This window comes from Flammeovirga pacifica, assembly GCF_000807855.2.
Classification (GTDB): domain Bacteria; phylum Bacteroidota; class Bacteroidia; order Cytophagales; family Flammeovirgaceae; genus Flammeovirga; species Flammeovirga pacifica.
In genome coordinates, this window is the sequence record NZ_JRYR02000001.1 from 1,883,312 (window position 1) to 1,905,044 (window position 21,733).

The 21,733-nt window shown below is 33.5% G+C and carries 15 protein-coding genes; 6 read left to right on the top strand and 9 right to left on the bottom strand.

The features are described from left to right. Positions 1–66: 66 nt before the first annotated feature. Positions 67–1,368 carry an ABC transporter permease gene (locus NH26_RS07540; RefSeq protein ID WP_044218354.1) on the bottom strand — a complete coding sequence of 434 codons (1,302 nt, stop codon included), beginning with the start codon at positions 1,366–1,368 and terminating at the stop codon, positions 67–69. Beyond that, the gene (locus NH26_RS07545) at positions 1,361–2,299 is read right to left on the bottom strand and encodes an ABC transporter ATP-binding protein (protein ID WP_044218352.1); all 939 of its coding nucleotides are present in this window, start codon (positions 2,297–2,299) and stop codon (positions 1,361–1,363) included. Before NH26_RS07545 ends, NH26_RS07540 begins: the two co-directional genes overlap by 8 nt. A 243-nt stretch (positions 2,300–2,542) precedes the next feature. Here NH26_RS07545 and NH26_RS07550 point away from each other — a divergent pair, with 243 nt between their 5' ends. Both NH26_RS07550 and NH26_RS07555 read left to right on the top strand, forming a co-directional pair. Beyond that, entirely contained in the window at positions 2,543–2,752 is a 210-nt protein-coding gene (locus NH26_RS07550) for a hypothetical protein (protein ID WP_044218347.1), read from the top strand. Between the two features lie 190 nt (positions 2,753–2,942). Beyond that, complete coding sequence (locus NH26_RS07555; protein ID WP_044218344.1) at positions 2,943–3,536, top strand: YtfJ family protein; 594 nt, start codon at positions 2,943–2,945, stop codon at positions 3,534–3,536. 87 nt (positions 3,537–3,623) lie between these two features. Here NH26_RS07555 and NH26_RS07560 read toward each other — a convergent pair whose 3' ends face one another. The 3 genes from NH26_RS07560 to NH26_RS07570 all read right to left on the bottom strand — a co-directional run bounded on the left by NH26_RS07560 (position 3,624) and on the right by NH26_RS07570 (position 6,764). Then, entirely contained in the window at positions 3,624–4,808 is a 1,185-nt protein-coding gene (locus NH26_RS07560; RefSeq protein WP_242427307.1) for an RluA family pseudouridine synthase, read from the bottom strand. A gap of 207 nt (positions 4,809–5,015) precedes the next feature. Beyond that, positions 5,016–5,774, bottom strand: coding sequence for a tetratricopeptide repeat protein (locus NH26_RS07565; RefSeq protein WP_044218341.1), 759 nt, complete (start codon positions 5,772–5,774; stop codon positions 5,016–5,018). Between the two features lie 114 nt (positions 5,775–5,888). After that, the gene (locus NH26_RS07570; protein ID WP_158021899.1) at positions 5,889–6,764 is read right to left on the bottom strand and encodes a prephenate dehydrogenase/arogenate dehydrogenase family protein; all 876 of its coding nucleotides are present in this window, start codon (positions 6,762–6,764) and stop codon (positions 5,889–5,891) included. A 144-nt stretch (positions 6,765–6,908) separates the two neighbouring features. Here NH26_RS07570 and NH26_RS07575 point away from each other — a divergent pair, with 144 nt between their 5' ends. Both NH26_RS07575 and NH26_RS07580 read left to right on the top strand, forming a co-directional pair. After that, positions 6,909–8,207, top strand: a complete 1,299-nt coding sequence (locus NH26_RS07575) for a hypothetical protein (protein WP_044218335.1) — start codon at positions 6,909–6,911, stop codon at positions 8,205–8,207. 29 nt (positions 8,208–8,236) lie between these two features. Then, positions 8,237–10,249 carry a M13 family metallopeptidase gene (locus NH26_RS07580; protein ID WP_084812093.1) on the top strand — a complete coding sequence of 671 codons (2,013 nt, stop codon included), beginning with the start codon at positions 8,237–8,239 and terminating at the stop codon, positions 10,247–10,249. A 19-nt stretch (positions 10,250–10,268) separates the two neighbouring features. On the opposite strand, the gene NH26_RS07585 is transcribed toward NH26_RS07580, so the two are convergent. Both NH26_RS07585 and ppk1 read right to left on the bottom strand, forming a co-directional pair. Next, the gene (locus NH26_RS07585; protein ID WP_044218332.1) at positions 10,269–10,757 is read right to left on the bottom strand and encodes a regulatory protein RecX; all 489 of its coding nucleotides are present in this window, start codon (positions 10,755–10,757) and stop codon (positions 10,269–10,271) included. Positions 10,758–10,870: 113 nt separating this feature from the next. After that, positions 10,871–12,991 (bottom strand): polyphosphate kinase 1, encoded by a 2,121-nt coding sequence (gene ppk1, locus NH26_RS07590; protein ID WP_044218329.1) that lies wholly within the window; start codon positions 12,989–12,991, stop codon positions 10,871–10,873. 453 nt (positions 12,992–13,444) lie between these two features. Here ppk1 and NH26_RS07595 point away from each other — a divergent pair, with 453 nt between their 5' ends. Beyond that, a complete protein-coding gene (locus NH26_RS07595; RefSeq protein ID WP_044218326.1) occupies positions 13,445–14,749 on the top strand; it encodes a pyridoxal phosphate-dependent aminotransferase in 1,305 nt (434 codons plus the stop codon). Between the two features lie 123 nt (positions 14,750–14,872). Here NH26_RS07595 and NH26_RS07600 read toward each other — a convergent pair whose 3' ends face one another. After that, a complete protein-coding gene (locus tag NH26_RS07600; protein ID WP_139262934.1) occupies positions 14,873–16,264 on the bottom strand; it encodes a DUF5723 family protein in 1,392 nt (463 codons plus the stop codon). Between the two features lie 44 nt (positions 16,265–16,308). Further along, entirely contained in the window at positions 16,309–18,003 is a 1,695-nt protein-coding gene (locus NH26_RS07605; RefSeq protein WP_139262936.1) for a hypothetical protein, read from the bottom strand. Positions 18,004–18,280: 277 nt separating this feature from the next. Here NH26_RS07605 and NH26_RS07610 point away from each other — a divergent pair, with 277 nt between their 5' ends. After that, positions 18,281–21,706 (top strand): AAA domain-containing protein, encoded by a 3,426-nt coding sequence (locus NH26_RS07610; RefSeq protein WP_044218319.1) that lies wholly within the window; start codon positions 18,281–18,283, stop codon positions 21,704–21,706. Positions 21,707–21,733 lie beyond the last annotated feature (27 nt).

The window sequence follows — 21,733 nt, forward strand, 5'->3', positions numbered from 1 at the left end:
TATAGTGTAACCTACAATTAGAAGTAATTGTCTATAGGAAATGTTTGAAAACAGAAGGTTGATCTATTAGTTATTTCTTAGCAACCATTTAAAGATTTCTGAATAGGTTGGTTTTTTACCATAGGTAAGTAATCCTATTCTATAAATTCTTGAAGCTACCCAAACACTAAAAATAAAGCCTATAAATAAAAATAACATAGAGATAATCACCTCAAGGCCAAAACCAATAAAAGGCATTCTTATCATCATAATTACAGGAGATGTAAGAGGTATAATTGAAAACCAATAAGCCAAACTACCTTGAGGATCGGATACAATTCCACCTGATAATGCTATAGCCAAAATCAAAGGCATTGTTACTGGCAGCATAAATTGTTGAGTATCTGTCTCGTTATCAACACTTGCTCCTACTGCAGCAAAAAGTGATGCATACATTAAATACGCAAAGATGAAATAGAAGACAAAAACGACTAGAATACTTATAAAGTTAAAATCATGTAACATATAAAAAACATGCGACAATTGATCTATTTCTACTTGGTTTGCTTGATTTTGTAAATTAGCTTCTTGAATTTGATCGTAAGGTATTTCAACGAATGAAGAAAGAATTGTAGTACTTATTACTCCAAGAACAATCCATAAACCCAATTGTGTTAGACCTACCAATCCCACTCCAAGAATTTTCCCAAGCATTAATTGATAAGGTTTTACAGAAGAGACAATCACTTCTACTACTCGGCTTGTTTTTTCTTCTAGCACTCCTTTCATCACCATTGTTGAGTACATAAAAACAAAGAAATAAATGACGAGACCTCCGATTATTCCAATTATGGAGGAAATGGTCACATGACTATCAGACTCTTTCCCTTCATCATTTAAACTTACTGTTCTTATTTCTAAAGGTTTATTCAAGGCTTTCATTTGCTCTTGAGTGACACCCAGTTGAGGTAATTTTAAAGTTCTGATTTTTTTCTTGAGCTTTCCCTCAATATCAGCTACCGCTTTTGCTCCAAGTCCTTTTGATTCATATAGCATTATACCATCCATTTTCTCTAATGAAAAACTTTTTGGTATATGTAAGAAGCCATCAATATCTCCTTTTTGAAGCGCATTTTTACCCTGTTCTACTTCAGTATCTAAATAATGAAAGATAAAATGATCGTCTTGTTCTTCAAATACAGATTGAAACCATCCTGTTTCATCAATTACTGAAATTTCTTTTTCTTCACCATCAGAGATACTTGCCCAAATAATAATCCCATAAAAAGCCACAATCATTAAAGGTCCTAAAATGGACATAATGATAAATGATTTTTTACGAACACGTGTAATGTATTCTCTTTGTATAATTAGTAATACTTTATGCATTCAATTCTTCGTTTGTTAGTTTTTTGATATTCCCATTCTGCACTGCTTCCAAGAAAATATCGTTCATACTCGGAATATTTTCTTGAATTCCCAAGACTGTTGTTTTTTGCATCACTTCTTTTAATAAATCATTCGGTGACGCTTCTTCCAGCTGTATAGTTTGCTTGTATCCATATAACTGAGAAGTAGACTCATGTATCATTTTATGAGGTGTCTCTTGTATAGTGATTGGGTCAGCTGTAGTTAAATCAAACTGATTATTTCTATATGCTTTTTTAATATCAGATTGGGTACCTTCTATTACTTTTTTTGATTTATTAATTAAAGCTATTCGATCACATAGTTGTTCAACAGATTCCATTCTATGTGTAGATAAGATTATGGTAGCTCCATCATCTTTTAATCGAATAATTTCATCACGAATTAGTTGAGCATTGACAGGATCAAAACCTGAAAAAGGTTCATCTAAAATTAATAAGGCTGGTTCATGAATCACAGTACATATAAATTGCACTTTTTGCTGCATCCCTTTAGATAGGTCCTCTACTTTATGTTTATGCCATGGAATCAAAGAAAGTCGTTCTAACCAAATTTTTGTTTTTTGCTTAGCTTCTTTTTTTGACATCCCTTTTAATTGAGCAAAATAAAGTATTTGTTCTGCAACACCCATTTTTTTATACAGCCCCCTTTCTTCGGGTAAATAACCCATTTTAAAGACATCCTCAGGTTTTAATAAGTGTCCATCGAAGAATATTTCTCCCTCCTCAGGTGAGATAATTTGATTAATAGACCGAATTAAAGAGGTTTTACCTGCTCCATTAGGTCCTAATAAACCAAAAATACATTGTTTGGGTACCTTAATTGATACATTATCCAATGCTGTATGATTGGCATAGCGCTTAGTTAGACCTTTTACCTCTAAGATGTTCAATTTGCGTTAATGTTATTATAAAAAGATAGAATTGTATGCAATTTAATGTTTTCTTCCGATTTCGGCTTATTTTTTTGAAAAGTCTGTCAATAGTTTACATCACGTAGTTATTCCAAATAATATTTTTTAAATTGTGTTAAAGCTGATATAATAAATCAGAAATACCATTACTTACGACTAACAATTTTGTACTATTCATTTAGTGCCACTACATTATGTTAAACCTAATATTTATTACTTACTATGTTTAAATCATTTAGAGCACGCTATAATTTTCAGCGTACAGCAGCGAAACCAAAAGTGAATCGTGAACTTGAAGGTTTTGAGATTAAAATTAATTCTGCAGGGGAGATCGAAAGTTCTTATACTATCGATCAGCTTAACGAATTTTTAAATCGGAAAGTCTTCGATAAGAAGCTTCAAAATGAAGTTGAAAATAACGATATTCAATAATTCTACTTACTTTATTTACCATCAAATTACAGTATAAAAGAAAATATATTTACACCTTATTATATATAATAAACCCTCCTCGTGAGGGTTTATTTATGAGATATCCCTTGTATGGTATCAAACATTTCTAAATAAGGTCAACTTCAATACAACTTTCAGCGTCTTTAAACATATATCAATTTTTATCAAAATGAATAAAATCTTAAAACTCGCTATACTTTCCCTTATTTGCTTTTTTTCGCAAAACATACTATTTGCTCAAAGTACCTTAAACAGAGGTGATAAAATTGAGAAAGTAGATATTAGAGATTTAAATAATAAACCTGCGGTAACTCCTGGTATTGGTGAAAAAGTAACATTAATCTTTTATCCAGACCCAGACAAACCTTCTATGAACGAAACGTTTATTGAAGAAGTTAAAAAATGGAAGTTTCCAGAGGATGAATATTTGGCTTATGGTATTGTCAATCTAGCAGATTCACCTTACCCAAATAGCGTGATTCGTTTTATGACCAGAATGGTTAGAAAAAGATCAAAACAAGAAGCCGACGCTTTAATTTTAACTGATCCAAAACGCCTAGTACAAGATGCTTGGCATACTGGTGACTGTAATAATACTTTTGCTATTCTATTAGTAGATGCTGAAGGAAAAGTATTGTTCTGGAAAGCAGGTGAAATGGATGAAAGTGAAATTGAATTTGTGATAAATGAAATAAAAGCCAATGTTTCAACTTCCCATAAATATACAGAGGAAGAATTGAAAGCATTTGAGCTTGCAAAATAAACACTCAATAGGAGAATTTTTCCTGTGACCTAATAATAATTGACCAAATAAAAAGCCTTCTGATGTATTTCAGAAGGCTTCATTTTTTTAGCTATATTTTAAATAATCATCCCAACGTTTTAATAGCTTTTGCATATCCTGAGGTATCTCAGAATCAAATTGCATCCACTCATTGGTGGTAGGATGAATAAAACCTAAAGATTTTGCATGTAGAGCTTGTCTTGGACAAATCTTAAAATTATTTTCTACAAAGGTTTTATACTTTCCTGTACGTTCCCCTTTAATAATTTTATCTCCACCATACATTTGATCAGAAAACAGAGAATGCCCCAAATGTTTCATATGCACTCTAATCTGATGCGTTCTACCCGTTTCTAGCTTACACTCTACTAAACTCACATAACGTAAGTCTTGCAATTGTTTAAAATGTGTAATCGCTTTTTTACCTCTAGTAGTATCATCAGGAAGTACAGTATACATTCTTCTATCGCTATCAGAACGGCCAATCATTGTGGTTAATGTCCCTTCTTCTTCCTGATCTGTAAATGTTCCCCACACAATAGCTTGATAAGTACGTTCAATTGTATGATCGTAAAACTGTTTTGCTAAATGTGTTAAAGCATTTTCATTTTTAGCGATAACTAGTAGACCAGAAGTGTCTTTATCTATACGATGTACGAGTCCTGGCTTGTCTTCTCCATTAAATGAAGTGGGTAAACCTTGAAAGTGATATACTAAAGCATTCACTAACGTACCACTAGTGTTATTATAACCCGGGTGAACCACCATTCCTGGTTTTTTATTGACAATAAGTAAATCGTCATCCTCATAGACTATGTCTAATGGAATATTTTGTGGTTCGAGTTCTGTGGAACGAGGTTTAGGCATAAACACCATTACTACATCTCCGGGAGTAACTTTATAGTTTGGTTTTACAGGTAGTCCATTCACCAAAAAGTGTCCTTCTTTTAATCCAGATTGAATTCTGTTTCTCGAAAGATTGGGAATACGGTCTACTAAAAACCTATCGATCCTTAAAGGCTGTTGCTTTGGATCAACTTCAATTTTTAATTCGTCAAATTCTTGTACAGACTTAAGATCGTCCTCCGTAAGGTCGAAATCTTCAGGTCTGTAGTAGGTATCATCGTCAGGATCGTTATGACCTTGTTGATTTGTTTTTTTAGCGTCGGTCATATTTTGTTTATCGAGATGATTTAAATCGTCATTATTTACAACCTTGCTTGTTCCGCTTGTCATATCTCTTCTAGTCATGATAGGTAATAATCAAAGTATTTAATAAACATCAGAATTGTTGTTTATAGGCTTGAAAGAAATGATAAAGTAATTGATGAAATAGTGTAATGGCATCGTTTGGGAGGTAATATAAAATATTTTATTCACACCCAAAACACTGTACACGCTTTGATCAATCTTTCCTATTTTTTTCTTAATACTTTGATGTTATATATTGAAAAAAGATTATTTATCTTTATTTCCAGGTAGTTTAAATCCGTTTTTGATAAAATCAATAAATTCTTTAAACACCTGTTTGTCAGTAAATACACTTTTTACAATACCCCAATATCCTTCAGACTGAACTTTTTGCTGTTCAGCCAATAATTGTTTTTTATTTTCTTCAATGATGCGTTTTTGCTCCGCCTCTTGTGCTTCTTTTTCTTTTTTCCAGTCTTTCAGTAGATCATCTACTTCTTGTTTTTCTGGATTAAGACCTTCATATCCCACAAGATCATTTGATTTCTTATAATGTTCTTGTGCTTGATCCCAAGCTCCTTTTTGCTCTTGGATCAAACCTAAGTTATTATGAGCAATAGCGTCATCAGGATCTAATTCGATAGCTTTTTTATAATCTTCAATCGCACCATCGGTATCCTTCATATTAGCTTTAATAAAAGCTCTACTCGAATAGCGGTAAGGGTTTGATGGCTCTAATTTCACTGCCTTATCAAAATCTAAGAGTGCACTCTTAGATCTTTTTTGCATATGTAAAATGATCCCTCTATGTGCAAAATAATCTGCATTCAAAGGTTCGAAGTCAATAGCTTTATTGATAGCCGCTACAGCACCATCTAATGCCTTCATTTTATAGCGAGCAACCGACAAATGATAATAAGCACCTGAGTGCCTTTTCTCTTGAGCAATTACTTTATTTAACTGAGCTACCGCTTCTTGGTAATCTCCTTCTCTAATTAAGTTTACAGCGTGATTATATTGTTCCATAACGTCTGAGACTATCCTCCCCTACTTTTGAGTGTCTTTTATTCTATTCTTTAATAAAACTAGGAATGTAAAGTTTTCACTTTAACAATCAACTAATTACTACTAAGAGATGTTCTATATATCCTCTAATTTTTGACTAAGTTTTTGCATGAGATGTGATGAAACCTCAATATCTCCAGAATTTTGAGAGAAAAACTCTTGCATATCAGTAATGTAATTCATAAACTGATCTCTATCCCTTGTTTGAATGATATCAAAAAGTTTATTCATTTCATCTCTGAAAATCCTTACTACTTCATACACATATTCGTTACGCATCTGAATATCTGCATAAAGCATTGGGTTTTGCATCACATAGCGAGTATAAAATACGATAAAAATTCTGTAAGGAGGAGAAGCTACACTCTTAATATCTTCAAAGTCTTCATTAAAACGTGCCATTGTTTTAGCAGAGACAAAAACGTTAAAGTGATTTAGTCCTTGAACAAGACCCATCAATTTATCATGTTTGATATATTCTACATCTTTCACTACACCTTTATCGGCAAGGAAAACTTCTTTTAGTTGTGTTTCTAAATCCTCTGCTCCGTCGTTATAATTAAACAAAACAACGTTGCCATCAAAACTTTTAATTCTGTGACTAAACATGGGGTGCATAGAAATATACTTTGGCAATACTTCTGTATACACAGAGCGTAATTGTTCATATTTTTCTACCACAAACTTTTTAACCGAACATACATCGATTAAATACTTATCATCCAAAGCTGGAAATACTTCTTCCATGACATTGGACATTGCCGAAATCGGTACTGCAAGAACTACAATATCAGCCCAATGAGCCAACTCTAAATTGGATTTAAATTCTGAGTTTTCACCTCTACAAGAGAATCGTGCATCGATCCCTTTTGAGCGAAAATAACTCACTACCCAACTACCTAATCCTTTGTTACCACCAACAACACCTATTTTTTGCCTGTCTAGTTCCACGATTATCTCACTTAGTTTTTTTATATTCGTAAAATTACCACAAATTTGAATATTGAAAAGCAAAACTTTTTGCAATCAAGCGACAAAAGTACGTATTTCATTTTTTATTTGGGAGCAGAAAGAACGTGAAGTGGCACAATGACGATGACTTTTGATTATTTTATGCCTGCAGACTGTACAGGCACTACATTAGACGACTATTTAAAAGAGGCTTGGTTCCGTGATGGACCAATGATGTCTCGATACGAAATGATTTACTTTAGAGAGCACGTCTACTCTATTGTACCTATTCGTGTTGTCTTAGAAAATTTCCAATTTACTAAGAGTCAGCGTAAGCTTATTCGAAAAAACAACGAATATAAAATAAAAATCCAACCGCTAGAAATTACCCCTGAGAAGGAAAAAATGTATGCGGAACATAAAGGAAGGTTTCAATCTCCAAACTCTCCTACCACCTTAAAAAATTATTTTTTGGAGGAAGGAAATGAAGAATCACCTTTCGAAACATGGGAATTACAAATTTTAGACGGAGACCATTTAGCGGCCATCTCTTTTATTGATATTGGAGAAGAAGCTATTTGTAGTATTCTCGCACTCTTTGATCCATCGTATAGTAAACAATCTTTAGGGATAACTTCTATGCTCTATGAGATTGAATATGCGCAAATGAGTAATAAAAAGTATTATTACCCAGGGTATGTCTTGGACGAAGATTCTGTATTCGATTATAAAAAAAGACTCAATAATCTTCAGTTTTTCTCTTGGACTAATTTTAATTGGCACAGTTGGAAACTTTTTGATAAAGAAGAGACTTCTAATCTTATGATTAGGGATAAACTGAACGGTCTACTCCAATATTTTGACGAAAGCAAAAAATTAGAGTTAGATATTGTTCAGAACGAAGCCTTTTTCTATAATGTGTGGCACAATACTTTTGATGTATCTGGTATTGTACCCTCCCCTTTATATCTAGAATGGGAATCTACTTGGTTCCATATTCTAACTATTGATTATGCCATTAATGAAGAGGAAGAAGAGTTTTATTACTCTTTAAGACACTCACAGGTTATTTTATATGAAACAAAAGACCCTGAAGAAATTGCTGAGGCAATGCAAAAATGGCAAATGAAAATTCGAAATTCTGCCATTATTCAACAACAACACCTTTTTTCTCTAGAAGAAAAGTTATTGGCAGAAGGTATACATACAGACCCTTCTAAAATGTTTTCGAACGGCAATAAATTGGATGGTTTTATCGAAATGGCTATAGAAGGGAAACACCTCACGATGTACATCTCTTATTATTGTAATCAGAAAATTTTCACCTTACAAGCTTCTAATGACCTAAGAGATATTACGATAGATTCTTTTGCTACGGCTAAAGATTGTGCCAATACAATTTGTGAATGGATCAACCGTAAAACTTTAAGTATTGTCTTGTAACCTATCACTTGATGTTCTAATTTGAGATCATGAAAAGTTATTTACTTTTATGCTTGGCATTAATCGCTTTAATGAGTTGTGAAACCGAGAAAGGTCACATCACAGAAACTTACATAGATTTGTCGGACCTTGATTCTGCCGTTTCGCCGCAAGATAATTTTTATCTATATGCCAATGGTGGATGGCAAGAAAGAGAGGAAATACCTAAGAATTTAGGGAGCTGGGGAAGTCATAAAGCCTTAAAAGAAAAAAACAATCAAAAATTAGAAGCCCTTTTAACACAAGAAAAAAAATATCCTGAGGGGTCTAACCAAGCCAAAGCGATTCAATTTTATAAGGTGGGTATGGACTCTTCAAGAATTAATAACGAAAGCTATTCACCTTTAGTGAATTTTTTAAACGACATCAAGCATATCAAAAACTATTTTGATCTTCAAGACATGGTGGTTCGTTTTCATAAAATTCAAATACATCCTTTTTTTAGACCTACCATATTTCAAGATCAGAAAAATAAAAATCAACAAGCTGTTTATGTTGAATTTGAGGGTATGAGTATTCCTAACCCTAATTTTTATCTTATGCTAGATTCTATATCTATCCGTAATAGGAAAGATTATCAGCATCATGTTGAAAAAATGTTCCACCTTTTGGGGTATGACAAAGATGAAAGTAAGAAAAAGGCCAAAAACGCTTACCAAATTGAACATGATATTGCTCAAGCATATAAAACATCCACTAATAATCAACAAAATTCTAATTACTACAACCCTAAAACATTAGAAGAACTCACAAATATTTGTCAAACATTTTTATGGGGTGAATATTTCAAAGCTCTTCAGATTAAGACTGAAAGTGTTATCGTTACCAATCCAGAGTATTTTAAAAATATTGATGCCATTATTTTAAAAAATGGTTTAGATAAAGTGAAAGACTATTTACTTTGGAGACTTTTACATTTTTCTGCCCCTCACCTTTCTGATGAGTTTGTACAAGAAGACTTCTCCTTTTTTGGGAAGATAAGTTATGGGTTGGTTGTAATGCCTCCTCGATGGAAAAGAGTACTGAAAGAAACCAATAAAGCGCTTGGGTTTGCTGTTGGTGAAATTTATATAGAAAATCAATTTTCTACTGTTGAAAAACAACAAGTAGAATCCCTAATCAATAATATTCTCAGCACGGCAGAAAAACGACTAAATAATGTCTCGTGGATGTCTCCTGAAGCTTTAAAAATTGCAAAGTTGAAGTTGAAAGGATTGCATATGAAAATAGGATATCCAGAACAATTCCCTTCTTATACTTCTTTAGAATTAACAGACGATTATTTGTCTAATATCTTTAAGGTAAATGAATGGTCATTTCATCAAAAAGTAGCTTCTTTAGGAGCTCCAGTTGATAAAAACCGATGGATTATACCTCCTCAATCTGTCAATGCTTATTACAACACTTTAAATAATGAGTTTGTTATAGCAGCAGGTATATTACAGCCTCCTTTTTATACTCCTAATGCCGATGATGCTATCAATTATGGGGCTATTGGTGCAGTTATAGCACACGAAATTACTCATGGATTTGATGATATAGGAAGACAATACAATGAAAATGGTGATCCAATCAATTGGTGGACTCAAAAGGACTATATCAAGTTTAACCAAAGAACTCGTATTCTTATCAACCAATACAATAAATACGAACCTCTTCCTGGTTATTTTGTAAATGGGCAACTTACATTAAATGAAAACATAGCAGATTTAAGTGGTTTATCATTAGCTTATAATACATTTAGTGCTTTCAATAAACAGCACAATAAGATCGATGGGTTTACTCCTGAACAACGTTTTTTCCTATCATGGGCTAAAGTATGGAGATCTAAAACACGAATTGAAGTACTTAGAGATAAGCTTGTGACTGAATCTCATGCACCGGGAGAATACAGAGTAAATGGGCCTTTATCTAACTTTGAAGGTTTTTACAAAGCATTTGATGTAAAAGAAGGGAATGGTATGTGGAGACCAGAAAAGGATAGAGTAAGTATTTGGTACTAAGATTAACTTCCCTATACTTCTAGTTTTTTTCTATCAATTCATAAATAGCATCTTCTGCTGCATTATAACAGATTTCAGGTTCGAAACCTTTACCTGCTAAATATTGAAGTGTCTTACCTTTTAGAATATGTTTTTGGTCTTCTTTAGAAAGAAGTTGCTCTAACTTTTTTAGTGCTAGTTTTAATGCCATATCATAATATTCTTGTTCAGGAATTTCTGTTTCCATGGCTTTTTTCCCCATTTCCTGATCAATACCTTTTTGATACAAGGCCATTGATATTTTTCTTTTGCCCCATTTATTTCCTCGGAACTTGCCTCTCACAAAAGACGCTGCAAACCTTTCTTCGTTCCAAAACTTATTATCTCTTAGCCACTCTAAAATTGTCTCCCAATGTTCCTCGGGACACTCCCATTTTTCCAATCGTTTTATAATATCTTGACGACAACGATCTTGGTAAGAACAATATCCAGAAATTTTTGGTAGAAGTTGTTTGACAATCCTGTCCATAATCAATGAAATAAATTTTGAGTAAAAAAAACCAGAGACAAACTCTGGAAAGTTACCTGAGTTTAACAAGATGATTTTCTCCTAAAACTCAGGTATATATTTTGACAAATAATTTAGAAAATTTTCGCTTTGTTGACGATCTTCTGAGTTACATTATAAAACTCTTTGAATACATCAAATGGCTTTTCACCATTTTCTCTTGTCATTTTAGAATAAGAACCATCTTCATTCATCACAAAGCTATTGATGTTATCCTTTAAATTATAATCTAAGATATTGATCGCTTCTTTTTTACAAAGCGGATCTACTATTTCAAATTGAGATTCAATTCTTCTATCGAAAGATCTTGTCATAGCATCTGCAGAACCACCATAAATAATTGGTTCTCCTTCATTATGGAAATAAAACAGACGAGTATGTTCTAAATAATCTCCAACTATTGATTTTACTTCAATGTTCTCACTTAATCCTTTTCTTCCTGGACGAATACAGCAAATACCACGAATTATTAATCGGATAGGTACCCCAGCTTGAGATGCTGCATATAAGGCATCCATCAGTTTATCATCTTGTAAAGAGTTGACTTTGATTACAATTCCAGATGAAAGACCATCCTTAGCATTTTTCACCTCTTGTTCGATTAGATCAATAAACCCTTTTCTCATTTGCCTAGGGGCAGTCAAGAGTTTGTTGTATCGTTTTGGTTGAGAGTGCCCTGTGATGGCATTAAAGAACTCAGAAACATCTTCACCGTAAGCATCATTCGTGGTAATCAAGCCAATATCAGTATAAAGCTTAGCTGTAGATTCATTATAGTTACCAGAACCAAGATGAACATATCTCCTCACCTTATCCGACTCGTTTCTAACCACCAACATTAATTTAGTGTGAGTTTTAACAGCTGAGACACCATAAATAACGAAGCACCCTGCCTCTTGTAATCTTTTGGCCTCAATCAAATTATTTTCTTCATCAAAACGAGCTTTCACCTCAAATAACGCTGATACTTGTTTACCATTTTCAACGGCTCTAAGTAATGCTTTTGTTACCCTAGAATCTTTCGCCAAACGATAAATGGTCATTTTAATAGCCATTACCTTAGGATCGTCTGCGGCTTGTTCCAATAATTCTAACATGTGGTCAGGACTATTGTAAGGGTGATGCAACAGAATATCTTGCTTTTTTAGACGATGAAAAATATTATCACTATCTCCTCTTTTAAAAGATTGAACTGCCACAGGAGTAGCATAATTAGGAGAAGGAGGCTGAAGGTAAGCAAACGCTTTATGACCTACGATTTGCCAAAGTCTAGTAAAATCTAAGAATACCGGTGATTCAAAAATATTGACATCACTAATATCAAATTTCTCAATCAAGGTTTCTTTTAAGAGTGGGTTTGGATTGTCTGTAATTTCCATCCTCACTACTCTACCTGTTTTACGAGTTCTTAGTTTGGCTTTTAATTCATTTAAGAAATCAGTGTCAACATCATCACTTTCGTCCAAAGTAAAATCACCATTTCTAGTAATTCTGAATGTGTCTACTGATTCGATTTCTACATTTCTAAACAAATGAGAAATATAAGACTCAATAATATTTTCTATAGGAATAAATACCCAATAATCTTCTCTTTCTATTTGATAAAATTTGGGAAGATTCTTCGGGATTTGAACGAATGAAATTTTTCGTCTATTTCCTGTTTCTTCTTTTTTATTGTTGGTTACTACTCCTAGTATTGTCAAAAGGTTATTTAATACTGGGAAAGCATGATAGGTATCATAGACCATTGGAGTAAGCATAGGAAAGACCATTTTTTCAAAATAGTTTTTCACAAACCCCTCTTCAGTAGGTGTTAAATCGCTTACATTTAAAATTTGGAAACCATTATCTTCAAATTGCGGAGAGAGTTCTTTTAAAACAAGGTCAAATTGTTTTTTGGTAAAATCATGTACATCAGCAAATAATTTTTCCTTGAACTGATCTTCTCTTAACCCAGAATAATCCAATCTTCTTTTTCCAAAATCAAGGTAATTATACAACGACCCAATTCTAATCATAAAGAATTCATCAAAATTAGAAGCTGTTATGGCTAAAAATTTCAGTCGTTCAAAAACAGTACGAGAAGGCATTTGAGCCTGTGCAAGTACTCTATAATTGAATTGTAACCAAGAAAGATCTCTTGAGATATAATTACTACTATTGATTAAAGCTTGAATTTTATCGTGGATTACCATAAAAGTTTTTGGTCGAGTTAATGTTACCTATGTGTGTAATTTCTTCTTATGTAAAATTACATAATATTAAATTAAAAATTCGGTTTTAAAGATTTTAATTGACTTTGTTTTTTGCTATTTCATAAAACTTGAACTAGATGTAACCTTCTTCAAAAAAAGTGCTTCTAACCGAATGTCATCTGAACTAATGAAGTCAACTATTATTATTAATATCACATTTTATTATCAGTTTGTTAGTAAGTTGAACAACTTTAACCTCATTTTTTTGATATTCTCATTAACATCACCCAATTTTGAATACCACATCTACTTCATTTATCAGATTATAGAACACATCAAACCTAAAGGAGCTCATATCCTTCCGTTTTGATGTTTTTATCTTTTAAGATGTATTGTAGGTTGTATCATTTTTTAAGGCTCTTACTTTGGCGGGTAAGTTTTTAATTTTCAGTGATGAGAAAAAAATTATTAAGGGATGGCGCTAACGAATTAAGTTACGAAATCCGAGGAATTGTAAAAAAAGCAGAAATCCTTCAGAAAGAAGGAAAGAAAATCTATTGGGAAAATATTGGTGATCCTATTCAAAAGAATGCCTCTATGCCTGATTGGATGCTTGAAATTATTAGTGGTTTGATACAAGAAAACTCTACTTTTGGGTATTGTCATTCTAAAGGTGTCTTAGAAACAAGAGAGTTTTTAGCACAAAAAACCAATACACTTAACGGTGTTCAGATCACTGCCGAAGATATCTTATTTTTTAATGGCCTTGGTGATGCCATTTCTAAATTGTATCAATTTTTGGTACCTACTTCCCGTATTATCGGGCCATCACCTGCTTACTCTACTCATTCTTCTGCTGAAGCCGCCCACGCCAACACTACTCCATTAACTTATAAACTTGATCCTGAAAACAATTGGTATCCAGATATGGAAGACCTTTATTTAAAGATCAAGTACAACCCAAATATTGTAGGTATTCTGATTATCAACCCAGATAACCCTACAGGAATGGTTTATCCAAAATCAATTCTAGATCGATTTGTGGAAATTGCCAAAGAATTTAACCTATTCTTAGTATCCGATGAAATCTATGCCAATGTAACCTATAATGGTGCAGAAGCTATTCGATTAGCAGAATACATTAAAGATGTACCTGGTATTGCTTTAAAAGGAATTTCTAAAGAGTTTCCATGGCCAGGTTCTCGATGTGGATGGATGGAATATTACAATAAGGAGAGTGATCCACAGTTCAATGCACTTTGTCAGACATTAGATAATGCAAAAATGATTGAGGTGTGTTCTACCAAGTTACCTCAAATGGCCATTCCTAGGATTATGAAAGATCCAAGGTATTTACCTTACCGAATGGAAGCGAATAAAGCCATAGGTAAAAGAGCAGAAATAATAGCTTCTTTATTAGGCGATTTACCTCAGCTTACTTTTAATAAAACGTATGGTGCTTTTTACAATACTATTATTTTTAAAGAAGGTGTGCTTAAACAAGGGCAATCTTTAACTATTGATGATCCTAAGTTTAAAGCACTTCGTGATGATTGGGTAAGTGAAGACATGCCGTTGGACAAACAATTTGTTTATAATTTACTAGCTTCCAAAGGTGTATGTGTTGTTCCTATTTCTTCTTTTTGCTCTGATTTAGTTGGATTTAGAGTCACACTACTTGAGGAAAACGAAGAATTATTAACGGAGACATTCACTCACATTAGAGAGGCCGTAATAGAATATTGTAGTAGTAAATAATACTATTTACCATAAAAAGAAATGCCGATCAATATGATCGGCATTTTTAGTATTAGTAGTTGTTTATAGATGACAAGCATCCGTATATCTTAATATGAATTGATTTCTATTTATGATCTTGTATTAATTATTATCGATTCTTTTCTGTAATGAAGCTGGAACATCATCATTTTTCACCTTACCAAAAGGTAAATTGATACCAAACCTTAGATTACCTCCATTTACTTTACTGTAATCCATTGCAGCAGTAATGATATTATCAGACAAAACATATAATTGGAAACCAGGAAATCCTACCGAAATCATTCCTCCAAGGTTAAAACCTTTATATTTATTTCCAGTATAACTCACTCCTAATCCAAACCATTTTCCAAATTGCTTATCCACAGAAACTGTAACACTTGGGTAATATTCTCCTTTGTAGAATGTCTGTGAAAATAAGGCACCTGCTGTCGCTCTGTCCCAGAATTCATAAGTAGCTGCAAGATTAAAACTAGCAGGTAAAACTGTATTGTCTGGTTTTGTTCTTTCTAAATCATTAAAGGATATAGTATCGGTTAGAGAAGGGAAAACATTATCTGTTTCTCCGTTAATTAAACTTACAGGGTCCATACCATCAAATGATACATCTTGAAGTGGAGCTTCATAATTATTTTGATTTTCTTCTTTCCAATAGATCGCACCAAGGTTAATAGCAGATGCTTCAAAAGTTAACTTATCACTGAATTGATATGTGGCTCCAAAATCAAAAGCAAAACCTATATTATCAAATGAGGTAAATGATTTTGTTAAATCATCGGACTGCAAATCTAAATTCCCTTCCTCATCTACAATATCACCCAAACCATTAGAAGATACATCTACATTACCATTGACAACCAAACCTAAATTAGCTTCATCTTCTTGATAAATATTTCCATTAATTTTTGCTTCAACATTATGTGTTCCGAAAAGTACTTTAACAGACGTACCAATAACCAATTTATCATTGATTCTATAATTACCTCCTAAGGATACATCTGCAAAGGCCACAGCATCTACAACGGATTCTAACTTTTGTTGCTGTCCAAAAACTTCTGGAGATGCTGGCCCTCTTAGCACAGTGTTTAAAAGACCCTTGGTATAGGTCATATGTTGTATGGTTGTATAATTCACTCTAAAGTTGAAGCCAAATTTATGTTTTTGATAATACAGTCCGAACAATTGAGTAGACAAAGCTGTCAATTCATTATTATCATTATCTAGCTGACCTAATAACCCATCAATATCTAAAAAAGTAGAATCGTTGGACCTATAGGTAACATCGCTTAGGCTGATTCCTGTGTAACTATGCAAAGACATATTGGAAACAGGAATAGCAATTGCCCATTTATTTTCGGATTGTTTACCAGGATTTAATCTTGCACTTTGCGGGACACTATTCATAAAATACATCGTATTTACTTGTTGTCCCATCACCATCAAAGAAAGAAATAAGAGTGAGATGGTGATATATATAGCTTTAATATTTTTCATAAGGTTAGGTTTCATAATTCAAGTTCTATAACATCAACCAAAACTTAATTACTACCATTTAAGTCAACAGTAGCATCAAGTAGTAGCCCCATCTGTAAATTCATTCTTTGATTTTTCTTAATGAGCACTGGATCAGGGTAATCTGTTGTCGAATCTGCATCACCTACTAAATCAAAGGATATATCTAAATACCCTGCATTTAATAATGTTCTTACTTGATCTCCAGTTAATTGAGTTTCTAGATATTGTTCTTTACTTTCTATCACCACACCATTATCATCCACAATGGCTGATTTAATTACTTGTTGTCCATCTTGGTTGCCATTGACAATAATAGAGTCTATTGTACGCCCTCTTTCTCTATTCTTAATATAGAATTTTAGCGTTCCATCTACTGGCAATCCATTGTCTACTTTTGATCGTAAAATAGCAGAATTTACATCATCTAATTCTGATGAAAAATCAAGATTTAAGTCTGATCCACTTGTATAAGTCATTCCTGAGAAACCAATATGTAAAGGTATCCTTGTGGTGAAATAAGCCTTTACACTGTCGTCATTTGTAAAGAAAACTTCATCTCCAGCACCCACATTATAATTAGCTCTACCGGCAAACCTCATTTCTGTAGGTCGGTTACTCATTATGTTGGAAGCATTACACATAAACTTATTGGTACGTGCAGCGTTATCAAAATCGGTGGCAGCTGCTACGGTAATTATTTGAGAACACTGGCTAACTGTACCTGTATCTGCAATACTACCTGTAAAAGATAGCGGTAAGTTACCATTAGGAGTCACTGCTTCTACTCCTCCGTTTACAGAAAGATCGATCGATACGCCCGTTCCTATTGGATTATCAAAATCAAAATTAATTAAAGGATCTTGGAAGGTGATCTCTGCTCCATCGGGGAAAATTTCTGTTAGATAATCTGTTTCAATGGATTCTTGTGGAATATCAAAACCGGCAGAACTTAGACCTGAAGGAAATAATACTCTTAACCTATCTGCATTGTTATCAGTAGACATACCTATATCTGTTAAGGTACCACTGCTTGATGGGTTTCCAGAAGCATCTGTCACAGACATTGTTAAAGTAGGTGTATCTGATAATTGAAATTCAACATTTACAAGACTAATACTCGCTGAAGTTTGAGAAGAACCTTGAGTTACTGTTAAGGAGGTTTCCCCATTTGGTCCTGTAATATTACTTAAAACCATAGTAAAGGTTTCTCCAGCGTTCACATTATAATCTACATCCATAGTACCTTGCATAAACCGTATATAGCTTACTTGAGATACGTCGTTTTGTAATTCTACGCATGGCAAGGGAGTTGACGTACAGGTAGAAGCATCTGACGTAAATTTCAATGTTACTCCTTGACTTGGTATTGGTAAACTCACTCCAGTAATTGGGTTTGGAAAATCAACACTAAAGAAATCATCCGTTCCCCCACTACCAAAAGCACCTACTAAATCATCTGTTGTGGCGATGACTATAGCAGTATCAAATTCAAAATACATCGAACTATCATCAGCAATTTCTAAATCAGATAATTCATCTTCTGGAATTAGATCTGTAAATGAAATATCACCATCAAGAATAGGTACTCCTACCTTATAATTTTCAATAGGTGGTACAACTATTTCATCTAGGGTTGGTCCACAAGCATACAATGAGGTAATTAAGGACAATAAAACTATAATAAATTTATAGTCCTTTAATCGGTAGATTATATTCATAGTTATAAATAGTTCACTTTAGAATAGGCTAAAGTCAAGATTGATTTTACAAGTATTTGGGTTATAAAACAGTTACCTGATGTTGTGATTAAAGTAGCGAAGAAAGGTAGTTCATCAGGTTCTATTCTAATTTAACCTATTTTTTCAAAGATCTAATCACCTTATTTGAATAATGCAAACATCTAATCTATTTTTACAAGAGATCAAATCATACGATTAAGAAGTAGGTAAAAAAAGTTCCTTTCTTCACTATATTTTTTTCAAATTATTACAAATCATGCTCAAAGCGGAAGATTTTTATCAATATATAGATCAAACGATTCACGACGATTCTTACTCAAATCTAGAAAAGCATCATAAAATAAAAGAATTACTTGAATGGGTTTGTAAAGAGGAAACTAAAGGAGAAAAAGTACTTTTATCTAGCCTATTTTCTAGGATTGCCTTTATTAGTCAGAAAAGAAAATTACGTCCCTTATTAAGTTGGCGATTACAAAAAATCCGTATCAACGATAGGCAGTCTAAAAGATCTACCAAATTTATTTCTACGCATGATGTTCAGTTTGCCGCAAGAGGTGTTGCCGAATTGGTAAAAGAAGTGCATGGTGTTATCGTTCCTGAAAAATTAGATCAGCTTCTACCAGAATTACCTTCTGAAGAATTAGTCAATAAGCATAGAGAAAATACTATAGAGGTTTTAAAGGTGGAAGTTTTAAAAATTGACATCGAAAACAATCGCATCCTTTGTTTAGAAGATGATGAAGATAATGAAACCACTGCCCCTTTAGAAGTACGTTTTAATGTACAAGGTTACAATGATATTTATACTTCGTTTATCCATAAGTTGTGGGAAAATGCTCAGCTAATCCTTATCAATGCCCGTATGGAAGAAGATGATAGTGTTTCTCCTCAACATTTTGTTTTAGAGCCTGATTACCTCATTGATGTGACCGCTGTCGCTGAATGTTTCAGTAGAAATACCACCATCCCTTTGATGCACCTTTTGAAAAAGTTTTCAACCTCAAAAAGTTCATCGGCTATGTTGTTGGGAAATGTGGCCAACTATTTTTTAGATGAGGCAATTCATGTGGAGGATACTGATATTTTAGATTTTAGAGAGGTCTTTACTAAAACCTTTAAATCTAGTCCTTTAGAATACATAACATTAGATGAACTTCAAACTCGAGAGGGATTTAATGAGTTCATGAAAAAAGCAGAAGATCAGTTCAATAACATAAAAAGAACAATCAAAGAAGATTTTCTACAGCAAAATATATATAAAGACGGTTGTATTATCGAACCTTCCTTTTACTCTCCTAAATATGGGTTGCAAGGTCGATTGGATTTACTTCACATCAATCAGCAGCAAAAAGAATTTAGAATTGTAGAATTAAAATCAGGATCTGCTCCTCAGACAGGTTTTGGTAATTCAGGGTTATGGATCAATCATCAAGTACAAACCTTGATGTATCAGATGATTTTAAGAGATGCTTACAATGTAGAGAGTCAACAAGTGTTCCCGTACATTTTCTATTCGAAAACTATACAGTCGCCCTTAAGATTTGACACCTACACTTTGAAGATGGAACAAAGCATTTTGCTTACGAGAAATGAAATCGTTTTAAACGAATTAAAATTATCGAAAGCAGAAACTTTGCAAGAAGTACATAAAGTTATTTGTCAGTTAAATGAACCTGCCTTTGCGGGGGCTCCACCGTTTATAAAAACAGAGGTAAATGAGTTTATCCGAAACCTAAAAGGGTTAAACCGAATGGAGAAAGCTTATCTCTATGCATTTACTAGCTTTATTTCTAAAGAACAGCAACTTTCTAAGGTAGGTGATACTATTTTTAATCAGGGAGCTGCAGCTCTGTGGAAAGATGATTTTGAAGACAAAAAAGATAGTTTTAAGATTTTCTTTGATTTAGAGGTAGCCGAAAATTACGCCAATGAACCTACTCCTGAAATCATTTTTAAACGTACCAATGCTGAAAATGCATTTGTGAATTTTAGAGTGGGTGATATCGTCACGATTTACCCAAGAAATAGTGCCGATACTATTCCTACTCAAGGGCAAATTAATAGAGGTACAATCACTTTTATATCAAATAGCGAGGTAAGAGTACAATTAAGACACCGACAAAGAAATTCAGAAATATATGATGCACCCACCAAATGGGCGTTGGAAGGGGATTTTATGGAAGCATCTTTTAATTCGATGTATAGAGGTATTTTCAATTTTATCAGTTGGCAAAATAAAGAAAAGAAAGAGCGTTTATTGGGGTTGAATCCTCCTAAATATCCTGATAAGATGTATACTCATGAGGAAGTAAAATCGCTTGCTCAAGATAAAAACTTAAACAAAACAGAACTTTCTACATTAGCTAAGGCCTTGTCTACGGAAGATTACTGTTTAGTTGTAGGACCTCCGGGTACTGGTAAAACATCTCGAATGTTAAAAAACCTGGCTCACATTCTTCATAAAACGGATAAGACTAGAAATATTCTATTTGTAGCTTATACCAATCGTGCGGTTGATGAAATTTGTGAAGCATTGGATGAAGCTATTGAAACACCTCTAGAAGATGGTAGAAAATTTCTAAGAATTGGGTCAGAACATTCCTGTTCTCCACAATGGAAAAGCTCTTTGATGCATCAATTAGCACAAAATGCAAACAATAGAAAGTTATTGAAAAATGGTATCGATCAGCATAGAATTTTTGTTTCGACATTGGCTTCTATTGCTGGAAGGTCTTCCCTGTTCAAAATCAAACAATTCGATATGGCGATTATCGATGAGGCTTCTCAAATTCTGGAACCTCAAATTGTAAGTTTACTTACTAAAGTCAATCGTTTTGTATTGATAGGCGATCAGAAACAATTACCAGCCATCACACAGCAAGATCCTATTTTATCAGAAATAGATTTTGAAGAATTAAAACCTATTGGGCTTACCGATAGAAGAACAGCTTACTTTGAACGTATTTATGCTTTATGCCAACAAAACAATTGGCATTGGGCATTTGATCGTTTAAAGAACCAAGGTCGTATGCACGAACTATTGGGGGATTTTGCCAATCAACATTTCTATCAGGGTAACCTTACTACTGTTCCACTTCCTTGGCAAAGTGCTTCTTTTGAGTGGGAAAAACGATCGCATCAATCTGCTTTAGAACAACTATTAATCGAACACCGTCTACTATTCTTCCCTACTCATGGTAGAAATACAGCTTCTTCTGACAAGATCAATATGGAAGAAGCAAGAAAAATTGCACAGGTGGCTATTGCGACCAAAAAGAGATATTTAGAACAAAAAGGTAGTTTCGATATTGATAAAACGTTGGGAATTATCGCCCCATATCGAAATCAAATTGCCGCTATCCGTCAGGCTTTAGAAGAAGCAGGGTTTGAAGATGCTCACTTATTAAGTATTGATACCGTAGAGCGTTATCAAGGTTCTCAAAGAGAAGTAATTTTGATCTCTTTCTGTGCCAATACTCCATTCCAATTGGAAGGTATGATTAGTTTAACCGCTGATAGTAAAGTGGATCGCAAATTAAATGTGGCCATTACTCGTGCAAAACAACAAATGATCTTTTTTGGTAATCCATCCATTTTGATGAGGTCTTCTATACATGAATCCTTAATGAACTGGGTTAAAGAACAAAAGGGTTGGATTGATAACGATAACCTATTATTTTAGTAAAACCAATATTAACGACACCTACAA

Excerpts from the sequence above, each read along its gene's own strand:
- NH26_RS07540 (WP_044218354.1), bottom strand. The coding sequence starts at position 1,368 with ATGCATAAAGTATTACTAATTATACAAAGAGAATACATTACACGTGTT.
- NH26_RS07550 (WP_044218347.1), top strand. The coding sequence starts at position 2,543 with ATGTTTAAATCATTTAGAGCACGCTATAATTTTCAGCGTACAGCAGCG.
- NH26_RS07555 (WP_044218344.1), top strand. The coding sequence starts at position 2,943 with ATGAATAAAATCTTAAAACTCGCTATACTTTCCCTTATTTGCTTTTTT.
- NH26_RS07560 (WP_242427307.1), bottom strand. The coding sequence starts at position 4,808 with ATGACTAGAAGAGATATGACAAGCGGAACAAGCAAGGTTGTAAATAAT.
- NH26_RS07565 (WP_044218341.1), bottom strand. The coding sequence starts at position 5,774 with ATGGAACAATATAATCACGCTGTAAACTTAATTAGAGAAGGAGATTAC.
- NH26_RS07575 (WP_044218335.1), top strand. The coding sequence starts at position 6,909 with ATGACTTTTGATTATTTTATGCCTGCAGACTGTACAGGCACTACATTA.
- NH26_RS07580 (WP_084812093.1), top strand. The coding sequence starts at position 8,237 with ATGAAAAGTTATTTACTTTTATGCTTGGCATTAATCGCTTTAATGAGT.
- NH26_RS07585 (WP_044218332.1), bottom strand. The coding sequence starts at position 10,757 with ATGGACAGGATTGTCAAACAACTTCTACCAAAAATTTCTGGATATTGT.
- ppk1 (WP_044218329.1), bottom strand. The coding sequence starts at position 12,991 with ATGGTAATCCACGATAAAATTCAAGCTTTAATCAATAGTAGTAATTAT.
- NH26_RS07595 (WP_044218326.1), top strand. The coding sequence starts at position 13,445 with ATGAGAAAAAAATTATTAAGGGATGGCGCTAACGAATTAAGTTACGAA.
- NH26_RS07600 (WP_139262934.1), bottom strand. The coding sequence starts at position 16,264 with ATGAAAAATATTAAAGCTATATATATCACCATCTCACTCTTATTTCTT.
- NH26_RS07605 (WP_139262936.1), bottom strand. The coding sequence starts at position 18,003 with ATGAATATAATCTACCGATTAAAGGACTATAAATTTATTATAGTTTTA.
- NH26_RS07610 (WP_044218319.1), top strand. The coding sequence starts at position 18,281 with ATGCTCAAAGCGGAAGATTTTTATCAATATATAGATCAAACGATTCAC.